Source organism: Yersinia sp. 1252 StPb PI, from assembly GCF_048593885.1.
Classification (GTDB): domain Bacteria; phylum Pseudomonadota; class Gammaproteobacteria; order Enterobacterales; family Enterobacteriaceae; genus Yersinia; species Yersinia enterocolitica_E.
In genome coordinates, this window is sequence record NZ_JAZGQE010000109.1 from 1 (window position 1) to 16,342 (window position 16,342).

The window sequence follows — 16,342 nt, forward strand, 5'->3', positions numbered from 1 at the left end:
CTCCTATGCTCACCAGTGGGCTACGGCGTATGGTGATTTAGTTAATATATCCAATATTCATGACAACTATACTTTTTCCGACAGCACAGATATGAATAATAATAGAATCGCTCTGGCTGAGTTTCAAAACCCTGATGGGCCAGCCGCGCTAATTGTTGGTGGCACTCTATTGGGCGATAATGGCTTCATGGAACGGGGGAATTATATCCAATCCTTAGAATTTGGTAATTCATTTATTCCTAATGCAGATAACGCCTCTAATACCGGTAATACCCCTAAGCAGCTTGATCAAGTGCAGTTGAGACTAGATGGTTTAAGTATTGACGGTGATTTTTATTATTCGGTATGCTCATTGTCCAGAACGATGCATGCAGAGCCAGGAAAACCTTACCAAGGAGGTGAAGATGAAGGCATATACAATTTATTGAGAGGTAATGCTACTCCTATGCTGGAACTCCTAAAAGCCCAAGGTATTGATGTAAACACACCACTCACCGATATGGCGATCGCTACTCAGTTTAACGCTATAGCTGATACGCCGGTCATTGACACTGTGGGTGTAACTGATGGGAGTGACATATTATTAGCAGCGTGATAAAGACAATCGACAAATGACTTTCTGGCTAGGGAAATAATACTACCACCATATTCTATAATTTACTTTTTATTACTATATAGGCGGTAGTTCATTTTGTTGCTTTTCTGAAAATGACTTTCTTTTGAATATCAATCTGTTCTGATAAATATATATTACTTTAATTTAATATCAGTCGCAGGAATTATTACGAAGAATATACATTCTGTATGGAAATGGATGCCATGGAATCAAGCAAAAACGCTAGCTCTTCGTCGGCATCGCCAACGATCCTCTCAGCTCTGGCCCATCATAAAAAAAGCCTCTGGGGTATAGGGCTATTTACTGCTGTAATCAATCTGCTGATGTTGGCACCCGCAATCTACATGCTACAAGTTTATGATCGTGTTCTTGCTTCAGCGAATACCATGACGCTATTAATGCTGACGATTCTAGTATTGAGCATATTTGCCTTTATTGGACTATTAGAATGGATTCGCAGTGCGGTAGTTATTCGGCTGGGCACACGTATTGATATGCAGCTTAATCAACGAGTCTTTAATGCTGCTTTTGCTTCCCAACTTATGGGCGATAAAACACCTGCGGCTCAGGCATTGAATGATTTAACTTCTCTGCGCCAGTTCGCGACGGGCAGTGCTTTGTTTGCCTTTTTTGATGCGCCGTGGTTCCCGTTGTATTTGCTGGTGATTTTTCTCCTCCACCCTTGGCTGGGGGCGCTGGCAGCCGCCGGCGCTTGTATATTGATATTTTTGGCTTGGCTCAATCATTGGATATGTAAAAAGCCGCTAAAAGAAGCCTCAATAATCACGGCACAAGCAACACAGCATGCTAATGCGAATTTGCGCAATGCAGATGCCATCCAAGCAATGGGGATGTTAAAAGCCTTACGTGAACGCTGGCTGAGGCAACACTCTCAATTTCTCTATCAGCAAAATGTTGCCAGCGATAAAAGCAGCCGCGTGACGGCTTTATCCAAATCTAGCCGTCAGGCGTTGCAATCTATGATGTTGGGGCTAGGCGCGTTGTTGGTAATCGATGGTGCTATTACCGCAGGTGTGATGATTGCTGGCTCTATCTTGGTCGGTCGGGTGTTAGGGCCAATTGATCAACTGATTGCGGTTTGGAAACAGTGGAGTCACACGCGACTGGCCTACCAACGTCTCTCTTATCTGTTGGCGCAACAACCTCAACCCGCTACCGGTATGATTTTGCCGCCTCCACAGGGCAAATTAAGCGTCACACAACTTACAGTTTGCAAACCGGGAACACATATTCCGGTATTGCAATCTATCAACTTTGAACTGCAACCCGGCGATGTGCTTGGCATTTTGGGGCCGTCAGGCAGTGGTAAATCCACTCTGGCGAAGTTGTTGGTCGCAAGCCAATCTGCATTCAGTGGCTCAGTTCGTCTAGACAGTGCAGACATTTCTCAGTGGGATAAAAGCCATTTAGGGGCCTTTATTGGTTATCTACCCCAAGATATTCAGCTATTTCGCGGTTCAATTGCTGAAAACATTGCGCGTTTTGGCCCGATTGATAATGCAAAAGTTATTGCTGCCGCACAATTAGCCGATGTGCATGACTTGATTCTGCATCTGCCGCAAGGCTATGACTCTCAGCTAGGAGACGAAGGCGAAGGGTTATCCGGCGGCCAGCGGCAGCGAATTGCCTTGGCGCGGGCTGTGTATGGGATACCAAGGCTTATCGTATTAGATGAGCCAAATGCCAGTTTGGACAAAGAAGGTGAAAAAGCCTTATTAGCTGGCATTTGCCAGCTAAAACAGCAGGGCAGCACGATTGTGATGGTCACCCATAAACCAGAACTGTTATCGGGTAGTGATTACTTATTGTTTTTAAAAAGTGGGCAAATAGAGCTGTTTGATCGTACTCAGAGCATATTGAAAATAAAAGATAAAGCAGCAGTTGAACCTGAGACCAAAGCATTTAACACGCGTAATGGCTGGGGTAGTGGGGTGTCATATGACGTAGCTCCCATTCGCACCGCATCACAAAAATAAACACCACGGAGGGAGATAAAACAATGCTACCTGAATCAAGCCGTTTTCCAGTTACTGATGAAAACCATCAGCAGCAAAACCGATTACGGCCACAGATAAATAGTGGCTACTATCTAAATCTTGGTGGGTTATTGGTTGTCGGTGGTTTTATTGGTTTTTTACTTTGGGCTGCGCTGGCACCACTGGATAAAGGGATTGCGGTTATTGGCCAGGTTGTGGTTGCTGAAAATCGCAAAGTTATCCAGCCCCTGCAAGGGGGGCGTATCCAACAGTTACATATTGCTGAAGGGGAAGAGGTAACCATAGGGCAATTACTCATCACCATGGATGATTCAGTGATTCGTAGTCAGCGGGATAGCCTGAAAAATCAGTACTTAAGTGCTTTGGCGCAGGAGGCTCGCTTAACCGCTGAGCAGGATGGTGTGAGTGAAATTATTTTTCCCGAAACATTACTCCTGCATCCAACCCAACCGCTGGTTGAACGTAATATTGTCTTGCAGCAACAACTTTTTCATCATCGTCGCCAGGCTCAATTGAGTGAGATTGCTCGCTTATCCGCACAAATTACGCGTCATCAAGACCGGTTGAATGGTTTGCAGGTGATGCGGCGTAATAATCAGCGCCAATCGGACTTATTCCAGCGGCAATTACAAGGTGTTCAACTGTTGGCGAAAAATGGTCATGTTGCCAACAATCAGTTACTGGATATGGAGCGTCAGGCGATATCACTCCATGCACGGGTAGAGCAGGATACCAGTGATATTGAAGAGGCTCATAAACTAATTGATGAAACCGAACAGCATATTTCACAACGGCGTGAACAGTATCAAAGTGAGAATCGTGAGCAATTAGCGAAAGCGCAGCAAAATACCCAAGACTTGAAGCAGCGTTTGAGCATAGCAGAATATGAGTTGGATAATACCCGGATATATGCCCCAGTCAGTGGTGCGGTTATTGCCCTGGCTCAGCATACGGTGGGAGGCGTGGTGAGTAGCGGGCAAACATTAATGGAACTGGTCCCCAGTGGGCAACCATTATTAGTTGAAGCCCAGTTACCAGTAGAGTTAATTGATAAAGCCAGAGCAGGCTTACCCGTTGATCTCAATTTTTCTGCTTTTAATCAGAGTAATACCCCTAAATTATACGGTTCTGTATTACATGTTGGGGCCGACCGTATACAGCATCCGCAAACCTCACAGCCTTATTACCCTTTAACCGTCGCTATTGATATGTCTCAAACCGAGTTGGCCATCCGGCCAGGTATGTCTGTTGATGTCTTTATCCGAACCGGGGAAAGATCATTACTCAATTATCTGTTTAAACCGTTAGCGGATCGCCTGCATGTAGCATTTGCTGAAGAATAACGCTTTTGGCGAGTCACTGTTGGTAACTCATGGAAGATAAAGGAATATGGCGATTTAATTCATGATGATAAGAAAAAATAATACCCGCACTCTTCTTTGGTGGGGGAGTGCCATGTTTGCCAGCAGCACCCATATGTACCTGCTCTGGTTGCTGAGTACCGAATCTGTACTTGTTAAACATCCCGATGACTCCCCAGTAGCAGTGATGCTCACTTGGTCGACAGAAACGCAGTTTAGCCAAAATTTAGAGCAAAACCCGGTGGTGGGTATGCAGCAGATTTTTAACGAACCGCAGGTTGAGCAACGGGAGGCTCAACCAGAAGAAGTGAATAATTTGCTGACAGCGCCTGAACAACCCAATGCTGTACTGCTAGTTGAGAAAGAGTTGGAAATCGCTAAAAAAGAGCCAGCTAAAATAAAACGGTCACAACAACCAGTAATAAAATCGCGCAAACCCGTCATTGAAGAAACACCAGAGAACAATAATAAATCATCTCCGCCAGCAGCAACAACCAGCACCACGTTATCTGGCGAGAGTCATCAAACTGCTGCCGCAGCGAATAGTGATTCCTTGTATAAACAACAGATTAAAATGAGTTGGCGAAGTCGCTTACAAGGACATCTGATGGGGTTTAAACGTTATCCCCCCAGTGCCAGAAAACAGCGACAACAAGGCATCGCCATTATCCGTTTTGTGTTGAATAAAGATGGGCATGTTCTATCTGCACAGCTTATAAAAAGCAGTGGGGCAGCTATTTTAGATCATGAAGCATTAGCACTTATTAAACGTGCTCAGCCATTACCTAAACCACCTGGCGAGTTGTTATTGCATGGGCAAATAACATTAGCTCTGCCCATTGGTTTTGATTTAAAAAATAAACGCGAGTAATAGCGGTAACGAGCACGACAATCTATAAAGCGAGTAGTTTGGCTAAACAGGGGATAAACTTCTCCCTGTTTAGTCTTATTCAGACAGCCAACCGAGCGCACAGATAGCGGTTTAGACTAATCCCTTCCTCCGAGGCATTAATTGCCAGACGCCGGTGCTGTTCCGGTGGTAAGCGAAGAACCAGTTTCCCGCTATAATGCTTTTCTGCCAAGGGTTGTGGTGGTATTTCACCATTAGTCTGCATGTCGCGCAGAATATCGGCAACCAACGCAGTGATACCTGCCAAGGCTTCGAAGCGCTCTTTTGCAAGCCATGACAAGCCAGGGAATTCCGCACACAAACCAACAAACTCATTATCTTCTGCCGACCAAGTAATCCGATACGTATAGTGTTCGATGTTAACCATTATCCATTTCCTCGAGTTTAGCCAATGCAGCGATCACCTGTTTTACCTGATAAAATTTGGCCATTCCGCTGCTGTCCTTTTGAATGTTGATCCGAGGGTCTCCTTGCCAGGGAGTACCATAGACATGATGGCTACTGGAGTAATGCCTGGGAAAGCCAAAGTAAAAATTACAGATTTTGACGAGTTCGCGGAATTTAACCCCAGCGGGGTTAGCTTTAATCTGAGCAACCCGACTGTCCATGTCTTTCATAGCACCTCCATTTTAGTATCATTAGTGGTATCAAATCAATAGTGATAGACCCACTAGTGCCGTTTTAAAACGACTAGAATTGAACAAACAGTGGGCATTACGGCTTCAGATGCCAAGTGGGATGATTCAATTCATGGAAGCAGTGCGCAAAATAAGGAATAAAAAAACCGGGCATAAAGCCCGGTGTGGGAAAACAAAAACCTTCAGCGAGTTAAATTAGTCACCTGGGCAGCGCAGGCAGCGTTCAGCCTCATCGGTACCCAACCTTAACTTGGACTGTAAATCACGCAGCGCAGTACGCAAGCCTTCTTCAATGACTGGGTGATAAAATGGCATATCCAGCATTTGATTGATGGTCATCTGTTGTTGATGTGCCCAAGCTAATAGATGTGCGATATGTTCGGCACTCGGCCCCATCATCTCGGCGCCGAGGAAACGGCCGGTTCCCTGTTCGCCATAAACGCGCAAAATACCTTTGTTTTTCAGCATGACACGCGAGCGCCCCTGATTTTCAAAAGAGACTTCACCGATTTCAAAACAACCACATGCACTGAATTTTTGTGATAATTCACGGAAGGTTGAGCCTACCATCGCAATTTGTGGGTCAGAGAAAACAACCGAGATAGGGCTGCGACGTAAGCCGGGAACCACTTCAGGGAATCCACCTGCATTCACTCCGGCGATACGGGCTTGATCGCTAGCCTCATGCAGTAATGGTAATTGGTTACTGGCATCACCGGCGATAAAGATATGTGGCACGCTGGTTTGCAGGGTAAGTCGATCAGCTTGCGGAACTCCTCGTTCGTCCAAAATGAGGGACGTATTTTCCAGACCCAGTTTATCCACATTAGGGCGACGACCAGTGGCAGCTAACACGTAATCAACCATGATCTCTTGCGGTTTACCGGTTTTATCCAGATAGCGGATAAAGACTTTATCCCCCTCACGCTGCATGACTTCCACTTTCACGTCTGGGTCAAGATAGAACTCTTCACCTAAGGTTTTCGCGGCGTAATTACGTACAATGCTGTCAGTCAGTGGGCCAACACCACCACCGACACCGAACATTTTTACTTGAACGCCCAGCCGGTGCAGTGCCTGACCGAGTTCCAGACCAATAACACCAGGTCCGAATACCGCAACAGATTCGGGTAGGTCATCCCAGCTAAACACATCATCATTAACTATCAGTCGGTCACCCAGCTCATCCCAGGCTGTGGGCCAGGTTGGGCGGGAGCCAGTCGCAATCACGATACGCTGTGCAACAATACGCGTATGATCATCAACTTGTAGCGTATTATCATCAATGAAACGGGCATAGCCTTGAATTTTGTCCGCGGCTGGAATGTTATCTACACCCTCCAGCACAAAACCAACAAACCGGTCGCGCTCACGTTTAACACGACTCATCACTTCACGGCCATTAATCAGAATATCGCCTTGCGGGTGAATACCAAATTTAGGCGCTTTTTCAATATGATGTACGGCTTCGGCCGCTGCAATCAGCAGTTTGGATGGCATGCAACCAACGCGTGCACAGGTGGTACCGTATTCGCCACCTTCAATCATCACCACACTTGGGGTTGACAGTTTGGCAGCGCGATAAGCGCCAAGTCCGGCAGTGCCGCCGCCAATTACGGCGACATCAACGTTTAAGGTTTTCATGTCTGCTCCTAACATAAAAAGGGTAGGCCGAAGCCTACCAAGTATACCCGTTGTATTTGAAGCTACAGGGTTGCTGGCTGCATTTGTCACCCGAATCACTTACTGGTCTTGACCTTAAAAATAAGTAAGCTCATCGGGATGAGTTCACTTGCCGCCTACCTGTAACTCCAATGACTTTGGGTATTCACATTATCTTCATTCTATTAATATTATTAAGCAGATAAGTAATTTTCCAAATCATCACTGCCACCAATATGACGGCCACCAATAAATACTTGTGGCACAGTTCCACGACCAGTGACAGCACGTAAGCTGACGGTTGTCGCATCTTTACCCAGCACGATCTCTTCATACTGAATCCCGCGTTCTTGCAGCATTTGTTTCGCTTTAGCACAGAATGGGCAGCCCGGTTTGGTAAAGACAGATACCGACTCCTGTACTTTAAAGTCGGGTGCCAGATATTTCAGCATGGTATCGGCATCGGACACTTCAAACGGGTCACCCGGCTTATTTGGCTCCACAAACATTTTCTCAACCACACCGTTACGCACCAGCATGGAGTAACGCCATGAACGTGGACCGAAGCCCAGATCAGCTTTCTCAACCAGCATATTCATGCCCTTGGTGAATTCGCCGTTACCATCTGGAACGAAAGTAATATTTTCAGCATGCTGATCAGCTTTCCAGGCATTCATCACGAAGGTATCGTTGACTGATACGCACAGAATGCTATCAACACCGTGCTGTTTAAACACACCTGCCAGTTCGTTATAGCGTGGCAGATGGCTGGAAGAACAAGTCGGGGTAAATGCACCCGGTAGTGAAAATACAATCACTGTTTTATTGCTGAACAAATCGTCGGTGGTTACATCAACCCACTGGTCCCCCTGACGGGTATGGAAAGTTACTTGTGGGATTTTTTTACCTTCTTGGCTAGTAAACATCTGTAACTCCTTAATTAAAAAATAAAATATTTAAATTTTTATGAATATCTTTTCGTTGGGGCACATTATTCATTTTATCGCTTGATAGATCTAATCACTGGTTGCTATCTTATCTATCGTCAATGGCTATCATAAAGCGGAGCACAGATGAATATTCGTGATTTAGAATACTTGGTGGCGCTGGCTGAATTCAGGCATTTCCGGCGTGCCGCCGACTCTTGCCATGTCAGCCAACCCACATTAAGTGGTCAGATTCGTAAGCTGGAAGATGAGTTGGGCGTGATGTTGCTGGAGCGCACTAGCCGTAAGGTCTTGTTTACGCAGGCTGGGCTGTTGCTAGTGGAACAAGCCAGAACTATATTGCGAGAAGTAAAGGTACTGAAAGAGATGGCCAGCTTGCAGGGCGAAAGCATGTCCGGTCCACTGCATATCGGCCTGATACCTACGGTCGGGCCTTATTTGTTGCCGCAAATCATTCCCATGTTGCATAAGGCATTCCCGAAACTGGAAATGTATCTGCATGAAGCACAAACCCAGAATCTTCTGGCTCAGTTGGACAGTGGCAAGCTGGACTGTGCCATTCTGGCACTGGTCAAAGAGACCGAAGCTTTTATCGAAGTTCCGCTATTTGATGAACCGATGAGCCTGGCTATTTATGCCGATCATCCATGGGCCGATCGTGACAGAGTGCAAATGCATGAGCTGGCGGGTGAGAAATTATTGATGTTGGAAGATGGCCACTGCCTGCGCGATCAGGCGATGGGCTTCTGTTTCCAGGCCGGTGCAGAGGAAGACACCCATTTCCGCGCCACCAGTTTGGAAACTCTGCGTAATATGGTGGCTGCGGGGAGCGGCATTACTTTGCTGCCGTCGCTGGCGGTACCGAATGAGCGCAAGCGTGATGGCGTATGCTATCTGGAGTGCTACAAGCCTGTGCCTAAACGCACTATCGCGTTGGTGTACCGCCCCGGTTCCCCACTGCGTGGCCGCTATGAGCAACTGGCCGAGGCGATACGTGAACACATGCAACCGCGTATGAATCCAGATGTTATAAAGGAAAAGCTAGAACAGGCGGTTTAAACCGTTCAGGGCTGCCACACGATAGGCTTCAGCCATCGTCGGATAGTTGAAGGTCGTATTAACGAAATATTCGATAGTATTGCCTTCTCCTTTCTGTTCCATAATCGCCTGCCCGATGTGGATAATTTCCGCTGCACGTTCGCCAAAGCAATGAATACCCAAGATCTGCTTGGTTTCCCGATGGAACAGGATTTTTAAGCTACCGGTATCCATCCCGACGATTTGCGCGCGCGCCAGATGTTTAAATTGCGCCCGGCCGACCTCGTAGGGCACTTTCATCGCGGTCAAATCTTGCTCGGTTTTCCCAACCGAACTGATTTCCGGGATAGTGTAAATACCCGTCGGAATATCCTCGATCAAATGAACGTTGGCTTCGCCTTTGATCATTGCTTGTGCCGCGATACGCCCCTGATCATAGGCCGCAGAGGCCAGACTCGGGTAACCAATCACATCACCCACCGCATACACATGTGGCAGCGCTGTCTGGTACATGCTATTGACCTTCAGCAGACCACGGCTATCGGCTTCCAGACCAATGTTTTCCAACCCTAAACCGCCGGTATTACCGGTACGACCATTGGCGTACAACAAGCAGTCTGCTTTGACCTTTTTACCTGATTTCAGATGGACAATAACCCCATCAAGGGTTCCCTCAATTTGCTCAAACTCTTCGTTGTGGCGGATAACGACACCGTTATTCCAGAAGTGGTAAGAGAGGGCATCTGACATTTCCTGATCAAGGAAGGCCAGTAGGCGGTCGCGGGTATTGATTAAATCAACTTTGACGCTCAAACCACGGAAGATTGAAGCATATTCACAACCAATAACCCCTGCGCCATAGATAATGACGTGCTGAGGTTCATGGCTGAGCTGTAAAATGGTATCGCTGTCGTAAATCCGTTCATGGCTAAAATCAACATTCGCCGGGCGGTAGGGGCGTGAACCTGTAGCAATCACAATGTTATCAGCGCGTAGTGTATCGTTGGTGCCATCGGCATAACGCACGTTGATAGTATTGGCATCAATAAAGCTGGCATCGCCTGAAAACATATGGCAGTGATTGCGATCGTAAAAACCCTGGCGCATACGTGTCTGTTGATTAATAACACGATCAGCATGGTTTAAAATATCAGCGAAAGAAGAACTGATGGTTCGGGCATTGTCGCTGTAGAGTGGATTTTGGTTGAATTCGATAATACGGCTAACGGCGTGGCGCAAAGCTTTGGAAGGGATAGTGCCCCAATGGGTACATCCACCGCCCACATTATTATACCGTTCAATTACGGCAACACGGGCACCTTGCTTGACCAACCCCATAGCGGCACCTTCACCGCCAGGACCCGAGCCAATAACAATGGCATCAAAATGGAAGTGCTGTTGCATGTAGGAGAGACCTATTCTTATACAAAATTACAACGGTACATTAACATCATCCCAACCAGATACCCAATAGATTTCAAGATGCAGCCAACACATCTGTAAATTGAAAGATGACAGGTATAAGTCAATCAACCATGGGTAAATCACCGTGATGTGTGTTGTAAAGCGGCAATTCAGTATTGGGATGATACGTTTGTATAACGGTTGTTACTATAAAGTTTGGTATATTGCTGACTATATATCTTAGATTGAGAATTTGGATATCCCTTGGGCACGATTATGGGCGTCAGAGCACAACAAAAAGAGCGGACTCGTCGTTCCCTTATCGAAGCGGCGTTCAGCCAACTGAGCGCTGAGCGGAGTTTCGCCAGCCTTAGCTTGCGGGAAGTCTCTCGCGAAGCTGGTATCGCACCGACTTCTTTCTACCGGCATTTTCGCGATGTCGACGAACTTGGCCTGACAATGGTCGATGAAAGCGGCCTGATGTTGCGCCAACTGATGCGTCAGGCACGCCAGCGGATTGCCAAGGGCGGCAGTGTTATCCGTACCTCCGTATCTACATTTATGGAATTTATCGGTAATAACCCGAATGCATTTCGCTTATTGCTGCGCGAGCGTTCCGGCACGTCCGCCGCATTTCGTGCCGCAGTGGCACGTGAAATTCAGCATTTTATTGCTGAGCTGGCAGATTACCTCGAATTGGAAAACCACATGCCACGCAGCTTCACTGAAGCTCAGGCTGAGGCCATGGTCACAATTGTCTTCAGTGCTGGTGCAGAAGTGCTGGACGTGGATATTGAACAACGGCGACAGTTAGAGGAACGCTTGGTCTTACAACTGCGGATGATCTCCAAGGGCGCTTATTATTGGTATCGTCGCGAGCAGGAAAAACTCGCCGTATCTCGCACTTAATAAGGTAAGGAAAATGATGGAACAGTCTCGCCGTGAAATCGGCACCCTGCTGCTGGCGTTGATTACTGGCCTGGCAATAAATGGTTCATTTAACACGTTATTCAGCGCGTTTGTGCCTTTTTCAGTTTTTCCGCTGCTAACGTTAATATTAGCCGTATATTGTTTGCATCAGCGCTACCTCAATTTCGCCATGCCACATGGCTTGCCAGTACTGGCCTCCGCGTGTTTCCTGCTCGGGATTTTGCTGTATAGCGCGATTGTTCGGGTTGAGCATCCGGCAATTGGTTCTAATTTCGTTCCTTCTATTCTCAGTGTCGTGTTGGTGTTCTGGATCTTGTTTAAGCTAAAAGCACGTAAGTCGGTGCAATCAGAATCTGAGCCAGATAATTCGGATAACCAGCAGCCGCAATAACTTGAAAGCGATATGTTTTAAAACGACCTATTTTAAAACGAAAAAGGGCAACATCGCGTTGCCCTTTTACTTATCTATTGCCTGTCAGCCGCGCTTTTCCAGCAATACCCCACACTCCATATGATGGGTGTAGGGGAACTGATCGAACAGTGCTAATCGGCTGATTTTATGTGTCTGTTGTAACTGTTCCAGATTGGCGCACAGCGTTTCAGGGTTACAGGAGATATAAAGGATACGCGGATAACCTTGTACCAGTTTGACTGTCTCGTTATCCAGCCCGCTGCGCGGGGGATCGACAAAAATGGTCTCGCAGTTATAACTGCTCAGATCAATACCCTTCAAACGGTTAAATTCGCGTACACCTTGCATTGCCTGGGTAAACTCTTCAGCTGACATGCGGATAATTTGCACGTTATCGATATTATTTGCCGCGATATTGTATTGTGCCGCTGCCACTGAGGGTTTAGCGATTTCTGTTGCCAACACCCGTGCAAAATTGCGTGCGAGCGCCAACGAGAAATTACCATTACCGCAATACAACTCCAATAAATCACCGCTGGCATTTTTAGTGGCATCAATCGCCCATTCCAGCATATGAATATTCACCGCTGCATTCGGTTGGGTGAAACTATTCTCCACCTGACGATAAATCATTTCACGCCCAGCAACCGGTAACACTTCATCGATATAGTCGTGATCTAGCATGATTTTAGTTTTCGATGCCCGGCCAATCAGTTGCAGATCAAAACCTTGTTCGCGTAGCTTTTCACGTAATTCCAGCGCCTTCTGCTGCCACTCTTCATCTAATTGACGGTGATACAGCAAAGAGGCGATCAATTTACCGCTTAGGGTAGATAAGTAATCAATCTGGAACAGTTTACGCCGCAAAATCGGTTCGGCCCTGATGGCCGTCATCAGCGCACTCATCAGACGATTGATCAACAAACTTGCCACCGGGAACTGTTCAACACGGATACGCTGTTTGGTCTGCTGGTCAAACATGATGTGGTACAAGTCATCTTCATCGTGCCAAACGCGAAACTCGGCTCTCATGCGGTAATGCTCTGCCGGAGAACGGAATATTTCCGCAGCAGGTGCCTGAAACGGCAACATCATCGTCTGAAGACGGGCAGATTTTTCCGCCAGTTGTTGGTCGTAACTGTCTGTCGGCAGGATGTCGGGAGTCATGTTTCTTCTCGTCTGGCCATTATAAAAGAGAGGTATTGCTGCGGATTGTAGGGAAAGTGGGAGTGATGTCCAGTTTTGTTGTGTTTATTCCCTATAACGAGGATGGAAGTCTAGACATCTATTTTACTTGATCGTAGCATTGCGGTCCGGCCTCATGCTGTTACTGAAACACCTACGAGTTAAAAGGGAATCCGGTGTAAATCCGGAGCTGACGCGCAGCGGTAAGGGGAAGTTACGGCGATAGGTTTCAACCAGACACTGTCCGCAAGGGCGGGAAGTCATCGCCAGCTCTATTTCACGGTATTAATTCATTTAAGTAATGAAGAAGACGTGACATCAGAGATCCCAAGCCCGAAGACCTGCCGGTATTACGTCGCAATATGCGTGGTCGTCGCGAACTATCGGCCATGGCACTGCGGCATCCGCCAATTGAGTTTGGATGCTTGTATTCATGACAATTAAAAAATATACGCTGATCACAGCCCTTTCTGTGACGGCATTTTCTGGATGGGCCCAGGACAGCACCACAACAGGTAATAAAGACGAAATGGTGGTTACCGCCAACCGTTTCAAACAGCCAGTTTCCACGGTATTGGCACCCACCGATGTAGTAACGCGTGATGATATCGACCGCTGGCAGGCAAAAAGCCTCAATGAAGTGATGCGCCGGCTACCTGGCGTGGATATTGCGCAAACCGGGGGGTTAGGCCAAGGCTCTTCTATGTATATTCGTGGTACCGAAGCCCGTCATGTATTAGTGCTGATCGATGGCATTCCTCTGGCGCGAACCGGTATCATCAATAGTGTCGACTTTAATCAAATACCTCTCTCTTTGGTGCAACGTGTTGAATATATTCGCGGGCCTCGCTCTGCCGTATATGGCTCTGGGGCGATTGGTGGTGTAATTAACGTGATTACACAGTCAGACCAGGAAGGTGGGCAGATTAATGCCGGGGTTGGTTCTAAAGGTTACCAGCAATATGACGGCAGCGTTCGCCAACGCTTTGGTGATACTTTAGCGACGATAGCGGGCGGCTATCAAACCACGAACGGTTTTAACATTAAACCCGACTCACCTAATCCAGTGGATAGCGATCGGGACGGTTTTCGTAATAAAAATTTTTGGGCAGGGCTAGAGCATCAGTTCAATCAAGATATATCCGGTTTCGTCAGAGGTTATGGTTACACCAACAATACTGATTACGATGTTGGCAGTATTTCTTCCCCTGCTTACAGTGGTGATGAGGAGCGATTATATAACCATACTTATGACGCAGGGCTACGTTATGCAGCGGGAGCTTTCTCCTCTCAATTAATCGGTAGCTATCAGAAATACAAAGATTATAACTACAGCAGCCAATATGGGCGTTATGGCGTGGCGACTACGCTGGACGATATGGATCAGCGTAACGTGCAATGGGGTAATACATACAGCTTTGAGAGTGCAACGCTGAGTGCTGGCGTTGACTGGCAGCAACAGCGTTTGACCTCATCGAGTACCACTATCTCTGATACATATAAGCGGGATAATACCGGTTTGTATCTTAGCGGGCAGCAGAAGATAGGTAGTGTGACGCTGGAAGCCTCGGGCCGTGAAGATAAAGATGAGCAGTTTGGCTGGCATGAGACATGGCAAACCGCCGCAGGCTGGGAATTTATCCCTGATTATCGTGCGACATTATCCTATGGAACAGGATTTTTGGCCCCGTCACTGGGTCAGCAGTATGGTTCGCAGCGCTTTGATATCATATCAAACAGTGATTTGAAACCTGAGGAGTCCCGCCAATGGGAGGCAGGCCTGGAAGGATTGACTGGCCCACTTGATTGGCGTTTGTCTGCTTATCGCTACAAAATTGAAAACCTGATCGATTACTTCTCCGACCCAAATACCTACAAAGGGCAGTATTACAATGTTGATTCGGCAACGATAAAAGGGGTTGAATGGACAGGTAGCGTCGATACCGGCATTTTCAATCACCAGATAACATTGCAATATATGGATCCGCGTAATGATAAGAATAATGAAGTTTTAGCCCGTCGTTCTAAACAGCAAGCCAAGTATCAATTAGATTGGACAATGTTCAATCTGGATATGGACGTTTCTTATCAGTACTACGGTAAACGCTATGACAATAGCACCTCAGCCTATAGCTCGACTCAACGTGAATTACCGAGTTATAGCACGGTAGATGTTTCAGCGAGTTATCCGGTTACTTCTCATCTTACAGTTCGTGGTAGAATTGCTAACCTGTTTGATAAAGATTACGAAACGGCTTATGGCTATAAAACCGCTGGACGAGAGTATTACCTCACCGGAAGCTATAACTTCTAAGGCTGATACTGCTCCTCGCCCGACAGCACTGATTTTTGACTCAGGTGTTGGCGGGCTATCTGTCTATCAAGAGATTCGGCAGTTGTTGCCGGATCTCCACTATATATATGCTTTCGACAATGTCGCTTTCCCTTATGGGGAGAAGTCCGGTGAGTTTATCGTTGAACGCGTTCTGGAAATTGTCACTGCGGTACAGCAGCGCCATCCGCTGGCAATCGTCGTCATTGCCTGTAACACCGCCAGCACAGTAGTACTTCCTGCTTTACGTGAACGCTTTGCATTCCCTGTGGTTGGGGTTGTTCCTGCTATCAAACCGGCGGTGCGATTAACCCGTAATGGTGTTGTTGGCTTATTGGCTACCCGTGGCACGGTACATGCTTCTTATACACGGGACTTGATTGAGCGCTTTGCTACCGATTGCAAAATTGAATTGCTGGGTTCATCTGAGCTGGTGGAACTGGCAGAGTCCAAGTTGCATGGTGGTGCTGTACCTATCGAAACATTAAAGAAAATCCTCCACCCATGGTTGGCGATGCGTGAGCCACCGGACACCATTGTATTGGGGTGCACTCATTTCCCTCTATTAGTAGAAGAGTTGGCGCAAGTGTTGCCTGAAGGTACTCGCATGGTCGATTCCGGTGCCGCAATTGCTCGTCGCACTGCCTGGCTCATCTCTTCTCAAGAAAATGTAGTTTCTTCTCAGGAAGATAATATTGCTTACTGCATGGCGTTGAATGCAGATACTGACGTTTTATTGCCCGTTTTGCAGGGTTATGGCTTCCCGGTGCTGCAAAAACTGCCAATTTAAAGGCATTTTGACTAAAGATTCAGCGGTTGAAAAGTTTTTTCAAATTAGGGGTTGCAGGCTGTCAGGAACTCCCTATAATGCGCCTCCACTGACCGGGAA

15 protein-coding genes and 1 riboswitch are annotated in these 16,342 nt (G+C 47.0%); of the genes, 9 read left to right on the forward strand and 6 right to left on the reverse strand.

Features of this window, described 5'->3' with window-relative positions:
* The 4 genes from V2A85_RS15360 to V2A85_RS15375 form a co-directional block, all read left to right on the forward strand.
* Positions 1 to 595: heme acquisition protein HasA (locus V2A85_RS15360; RefSeq protein ID WP_420071778.1), on the forward strand; the 595-nt coding region annotated here is incomplete at its 5' end.
* Positions 596 to 819: 224 nt separating this feature from the next.
* The gene (locus V2A85_RS15365; RefSeq protein WP_372560109.1) at positions 820 to 2,613 is read left to right on the forward strand and encodes a type I secretion system permease/ATPase; all 1,794 of its coding nucleotides are present in this window, start codon (positions 820 to 822) and stop codon (positions 2,611 to 2,613) included.
* Between the two features lie 23 nt (positions 2,614 to 2,636).
* Entirely contained in the window at positions 2,637 to 3,977 is a 1,341-nt protein-coding gene (locus V2A85_RS15370) for an HlyD family type I secretion periplasmic adaptor subunit (protein ID WP_420071779.1), read from the forward strand.
* A 61-nt stretch (positions 3,978 to 4,038) separates the two neighbouring features.
* Positions 4,039 to 4,866 (forward strand): energy transducer TonB, encoded by an 828-nt coding sequence (locus V2A85_RS15375; RefSeq protein ID WP_420071780.1) that lies wholly within the window; start codon positions 4,039 to 4,041, stop codon positions 4,864 to 4,866.
* 79 nt (positions 4,867 to 4,945) lie between these two features.
* Here V2A85_RS15375 and V2A85_RS15380 read toward each other — a convergent pair whose 3' ends face one another.
* The 4 genes from V2A85_RS15380 to V2A85_RS15395 form a co-directional block, all read right to left on the reverse strand.
* Complete coding sequence (locus tag V2A85_RS15380) at positions 4,946 to 5,272, reverse strand: type II toxin-antitoxin system HicB family antitoxin (RefSeq protein WP_372560106.1); 327 nt, start codon at positions 5,270 to 5,272, stop codon at positions 4,946 to 4,948.
* Positions 5,265 to 5,522 carry a toxin HicA gene (locus V2A85_RS15385; protein WP_083161812.1) on the reverse strand — a complete coding sequence of 86 codons (258 nt, stop codon included), beginning with the start codon at positions 5,520 to 5,522 and terminating at the stop codon, positions 5,265 to 5,267. Before V2A85_RS15385 ends, V2A85_RS15380 begins: the two co-directional genes overlap by 8 nt.
* Before the next feature lie 216 nt (positions 5,523 to 5,738).
* Positions 5,739 to 7,187, reverse strand: a complete 1,449-nt coding sequence (locus V2A85_RS15390; RefSeq protein WP_372560105.1) for a dihydrolipoyl dehydrogenase — start codon at positions 7,185 to 7,187, stop codon at positions 5,739 to 5,741.
* A 212-nt stretch (positions 7,188 to 7,399) separates the two neighbouring features.
* A complete protein-coding gene (locus V2A85_RS15395) occupies positions 7,400 to 8,131 on the reverse strand; it encodes a glutathione peroxidase (RefSeq protein WP_372560104.1) in 732 nt (243 codons plus the stop codon).
* Between the two features lie 147 nt (positions 8,132 to 8,278).
* On the opposite strand from V2A85_RS15395, the gene oxyR reads away from it, so the two are divergent.
* On the forward strand, positions 8,279 to 9,211 hold the full coding sequence (gene oxyR, locus V2A85_RS15400) for a DNA-binding transcriptional regulator OxyR (RefSeq protein ID WP_083161818.1): 933 nt from the start codon (positions 8,279 to 8,281) through the stop codon (positions 9,209 to 9,211).
* On the opposite strand, the gene sthA is transcribed toward oxyR, so the two are convergent.
* Positions 9,194 to 10,594, reverse strand: a complete 1,401-nt coding sequence (sthA, locus tag V2A85_RS15405) for a Si-specific NAD(P)(+) transhydrogenase (protein WP_083161820.1) — start codon at positions 10,592 to 10,594, stop codon at positions 9,194 to 9,196. The two genes, oxyR and sthA, sit on opposite strands and share 18 nt — an antisense overlap.
* 276 nt (positions 10,595 to 10,870) lie before the next feature.
* On the opposite strand from sthA, the gene fabR reads away from it, so the two are divergent.
* Both fabR and V2A85_RS15415 read left to right on the forward strand, forming a co-directional pair.
* Entirely contained in the window at positions 10,871 to 11,503 is a 633-nt protein-coding gene (gene fabR, locus V2A85_RS15410) for an HTH-type transcriptional repressor FabR (protein ID WP_005192099.1), read from the forward strand.
* A 13-nt stretch (positions 11,504 to 11,516) separates the two neighbouring features.
* Complete coding sequence (locus tag V2A85_RS15415) at positions 11,517 to 11,915, forward strand: YijD family membrane protein (RefSeq protein ID WP_226716428.1); 399 nt, start codon at positions 11,517 to 11,519, stop codon at positions 11,913 to 11,915.
* An 84-nt stretch (positions 11,916 to 11,999) separates the two neighbouring features.
* Here the strand turns inward: V2A85_RS15415 and trmA are convergent, their stop codons facing one another.
* Positions 12,000 to 13,103, reverse strand: a complete 1,104-nt coding sequence (gene trmA / locus V2A85_RS15420) for a tRNA (uridine(54)-C5)-methyltransferase TrmA (RefSeq protein WP_372560103.1) — start codon at positions 13,101 to 13,103, stop codon at positions 12,000 to 12,002.
* A gap of 130 nt (positions 13,104 to 13,233) precedes the next feature.
* Positions 13,234 to 13,485: riboswitch (cobalamin riboswitch) on the forward strand.
* A 69-nt stretch (positions 13,486 to 13,554) separates the two neighbouring features.
* Between trmA and btuB the strand changes: the two genes are divergently transcribed.
* Positions 13,555 to 15,435, forward strand: a complete 1,881-nt coding sequence (gene btuB / locus V2A85_RS15425; RefSeq protein WP_372560102.1) for a TonB-dependent vitamin B12 receptor BtuB — start codon at positions 13,555 to 13,557, stop codon at positions 15,433 to 15,435.
* On the forward strand, positions 15,380 to 16,243 hold the full coding sequence (gene murI / locus V2A85_RS15430) for a glutamate racemase (RefSeq protein ID WP_083161826.1): 864 nt from the start codon (positions 15,380 to 15,382) through the stop codon (positions 16,241 to 16,243). Before btuB ends, murI begins: the two co-directional genes overlap by 56 nt.
* Positions 16,244 to 16,342: the final 99 nt, after the last annotated feature.

What these genes read in the sequence shown, in the direction of transcription:
- V2A85_RS15380 (WP_372560106.1), bottom strand. Translation starts at nt 5,272, where the DNA reads ATGGTTAACATCGAACACTATACGTATCGGATTACTTGGTCGGCAGAA.
- oxyR (WP_083161818.1), top strand. Translation starts at nt 8,279, where the DNA reads ATGAATATTCGTGATTTAGAATACTTGGTGGCGCTGGCTGAATTCAGG.
- V2A85_RS15365 (WP_372560109.1), top strand. Translation starts at nt 820, where the DNA reads ATGGAATCAAGCAAAAACGCTAGCTCTTCGTCGGCATCGCCAACGATC.
- sthA (WP_083161820.1), bottom strand. Translation starts at nt 10,594, where the DNA reads ATGCAACAGCACTTCCATTTTGATGCCATTGTTATTGGCTCGGGTCCT.
- btuB (WP_372560102.1), top strand. Translation starts at nt 13,555, where the DNA reads ATGACAATTAAAAAATATACGCTGATCACAGCCCTTTCTGTGACGGCA.
- V2A85_RS15385 (WP_083161812.1), bottom strand. Translation starts at nt 5,522, where the DNA reads ATGAAAGACATGGACAGTCGGGTTGCTCAGATTAAAGCTAACCCCGCT.
- V2A85_RS15415 (WP_226716428.1), top strand. Translation starts at nt 11,517, where the DNA reads ATGATGGAACAGTCTCGCCGTGAAATCGGCACCCTGCTGCTGGCGTTG.
- V2A85_RS15390 (WP_372560105.1), bottom strand. Translation starts at nt 7,187, where the DNA reads ATGAAAACCTTAAACGTTGATGTCGCCGTAATTGGCGGCGGCACTGCC.
- fabR (WP_005192099.1), top strand. Translation starts at nt 10,871, where the DNA reads ATGGGCGTCAGAGCACAACAAAAAGAGCGGACTCGTCGTTCCCTTATC.
- trmA (WP_372560103.1), bottom strand. Translation starts at nt 13,103, where the DNA reads ATGACTCCCGACATCCTGCCGACAGACAGTTACGACCAACAACTGGCG.
- V2A85_RS15370 (WP_420071779.1), top strand. Translation starts at nt 2,637, where the DNA reads ATGCTACCTGAATCAAGCCGTTTTCCAGTTACTGATGAAAACCATCAG.
- V2A85_RS15375 (WP_420071780.1), top strand. Translation starts at nt 4,039, where the DNA reads ATGATGATAAGAAAAAATAATACCCGCACTCTTCTTTGGTGGGGGAGT.
- V2A85_RS15395 (WP_372560104.1), bottom strand. Translation starts at nt 8,131, where the DNA reads ATGTTTACTAGCCAAGAAGGTAAAAAAATCCCACAAGTAACTTTCCAT.
- murI (WP_083161826.1), top strand. Translation starts at nt 15,380, where the DNA reads ATGGCTATAAAACCGCTGGACGAGAGTATTACCTCACCGGAAGCTATA.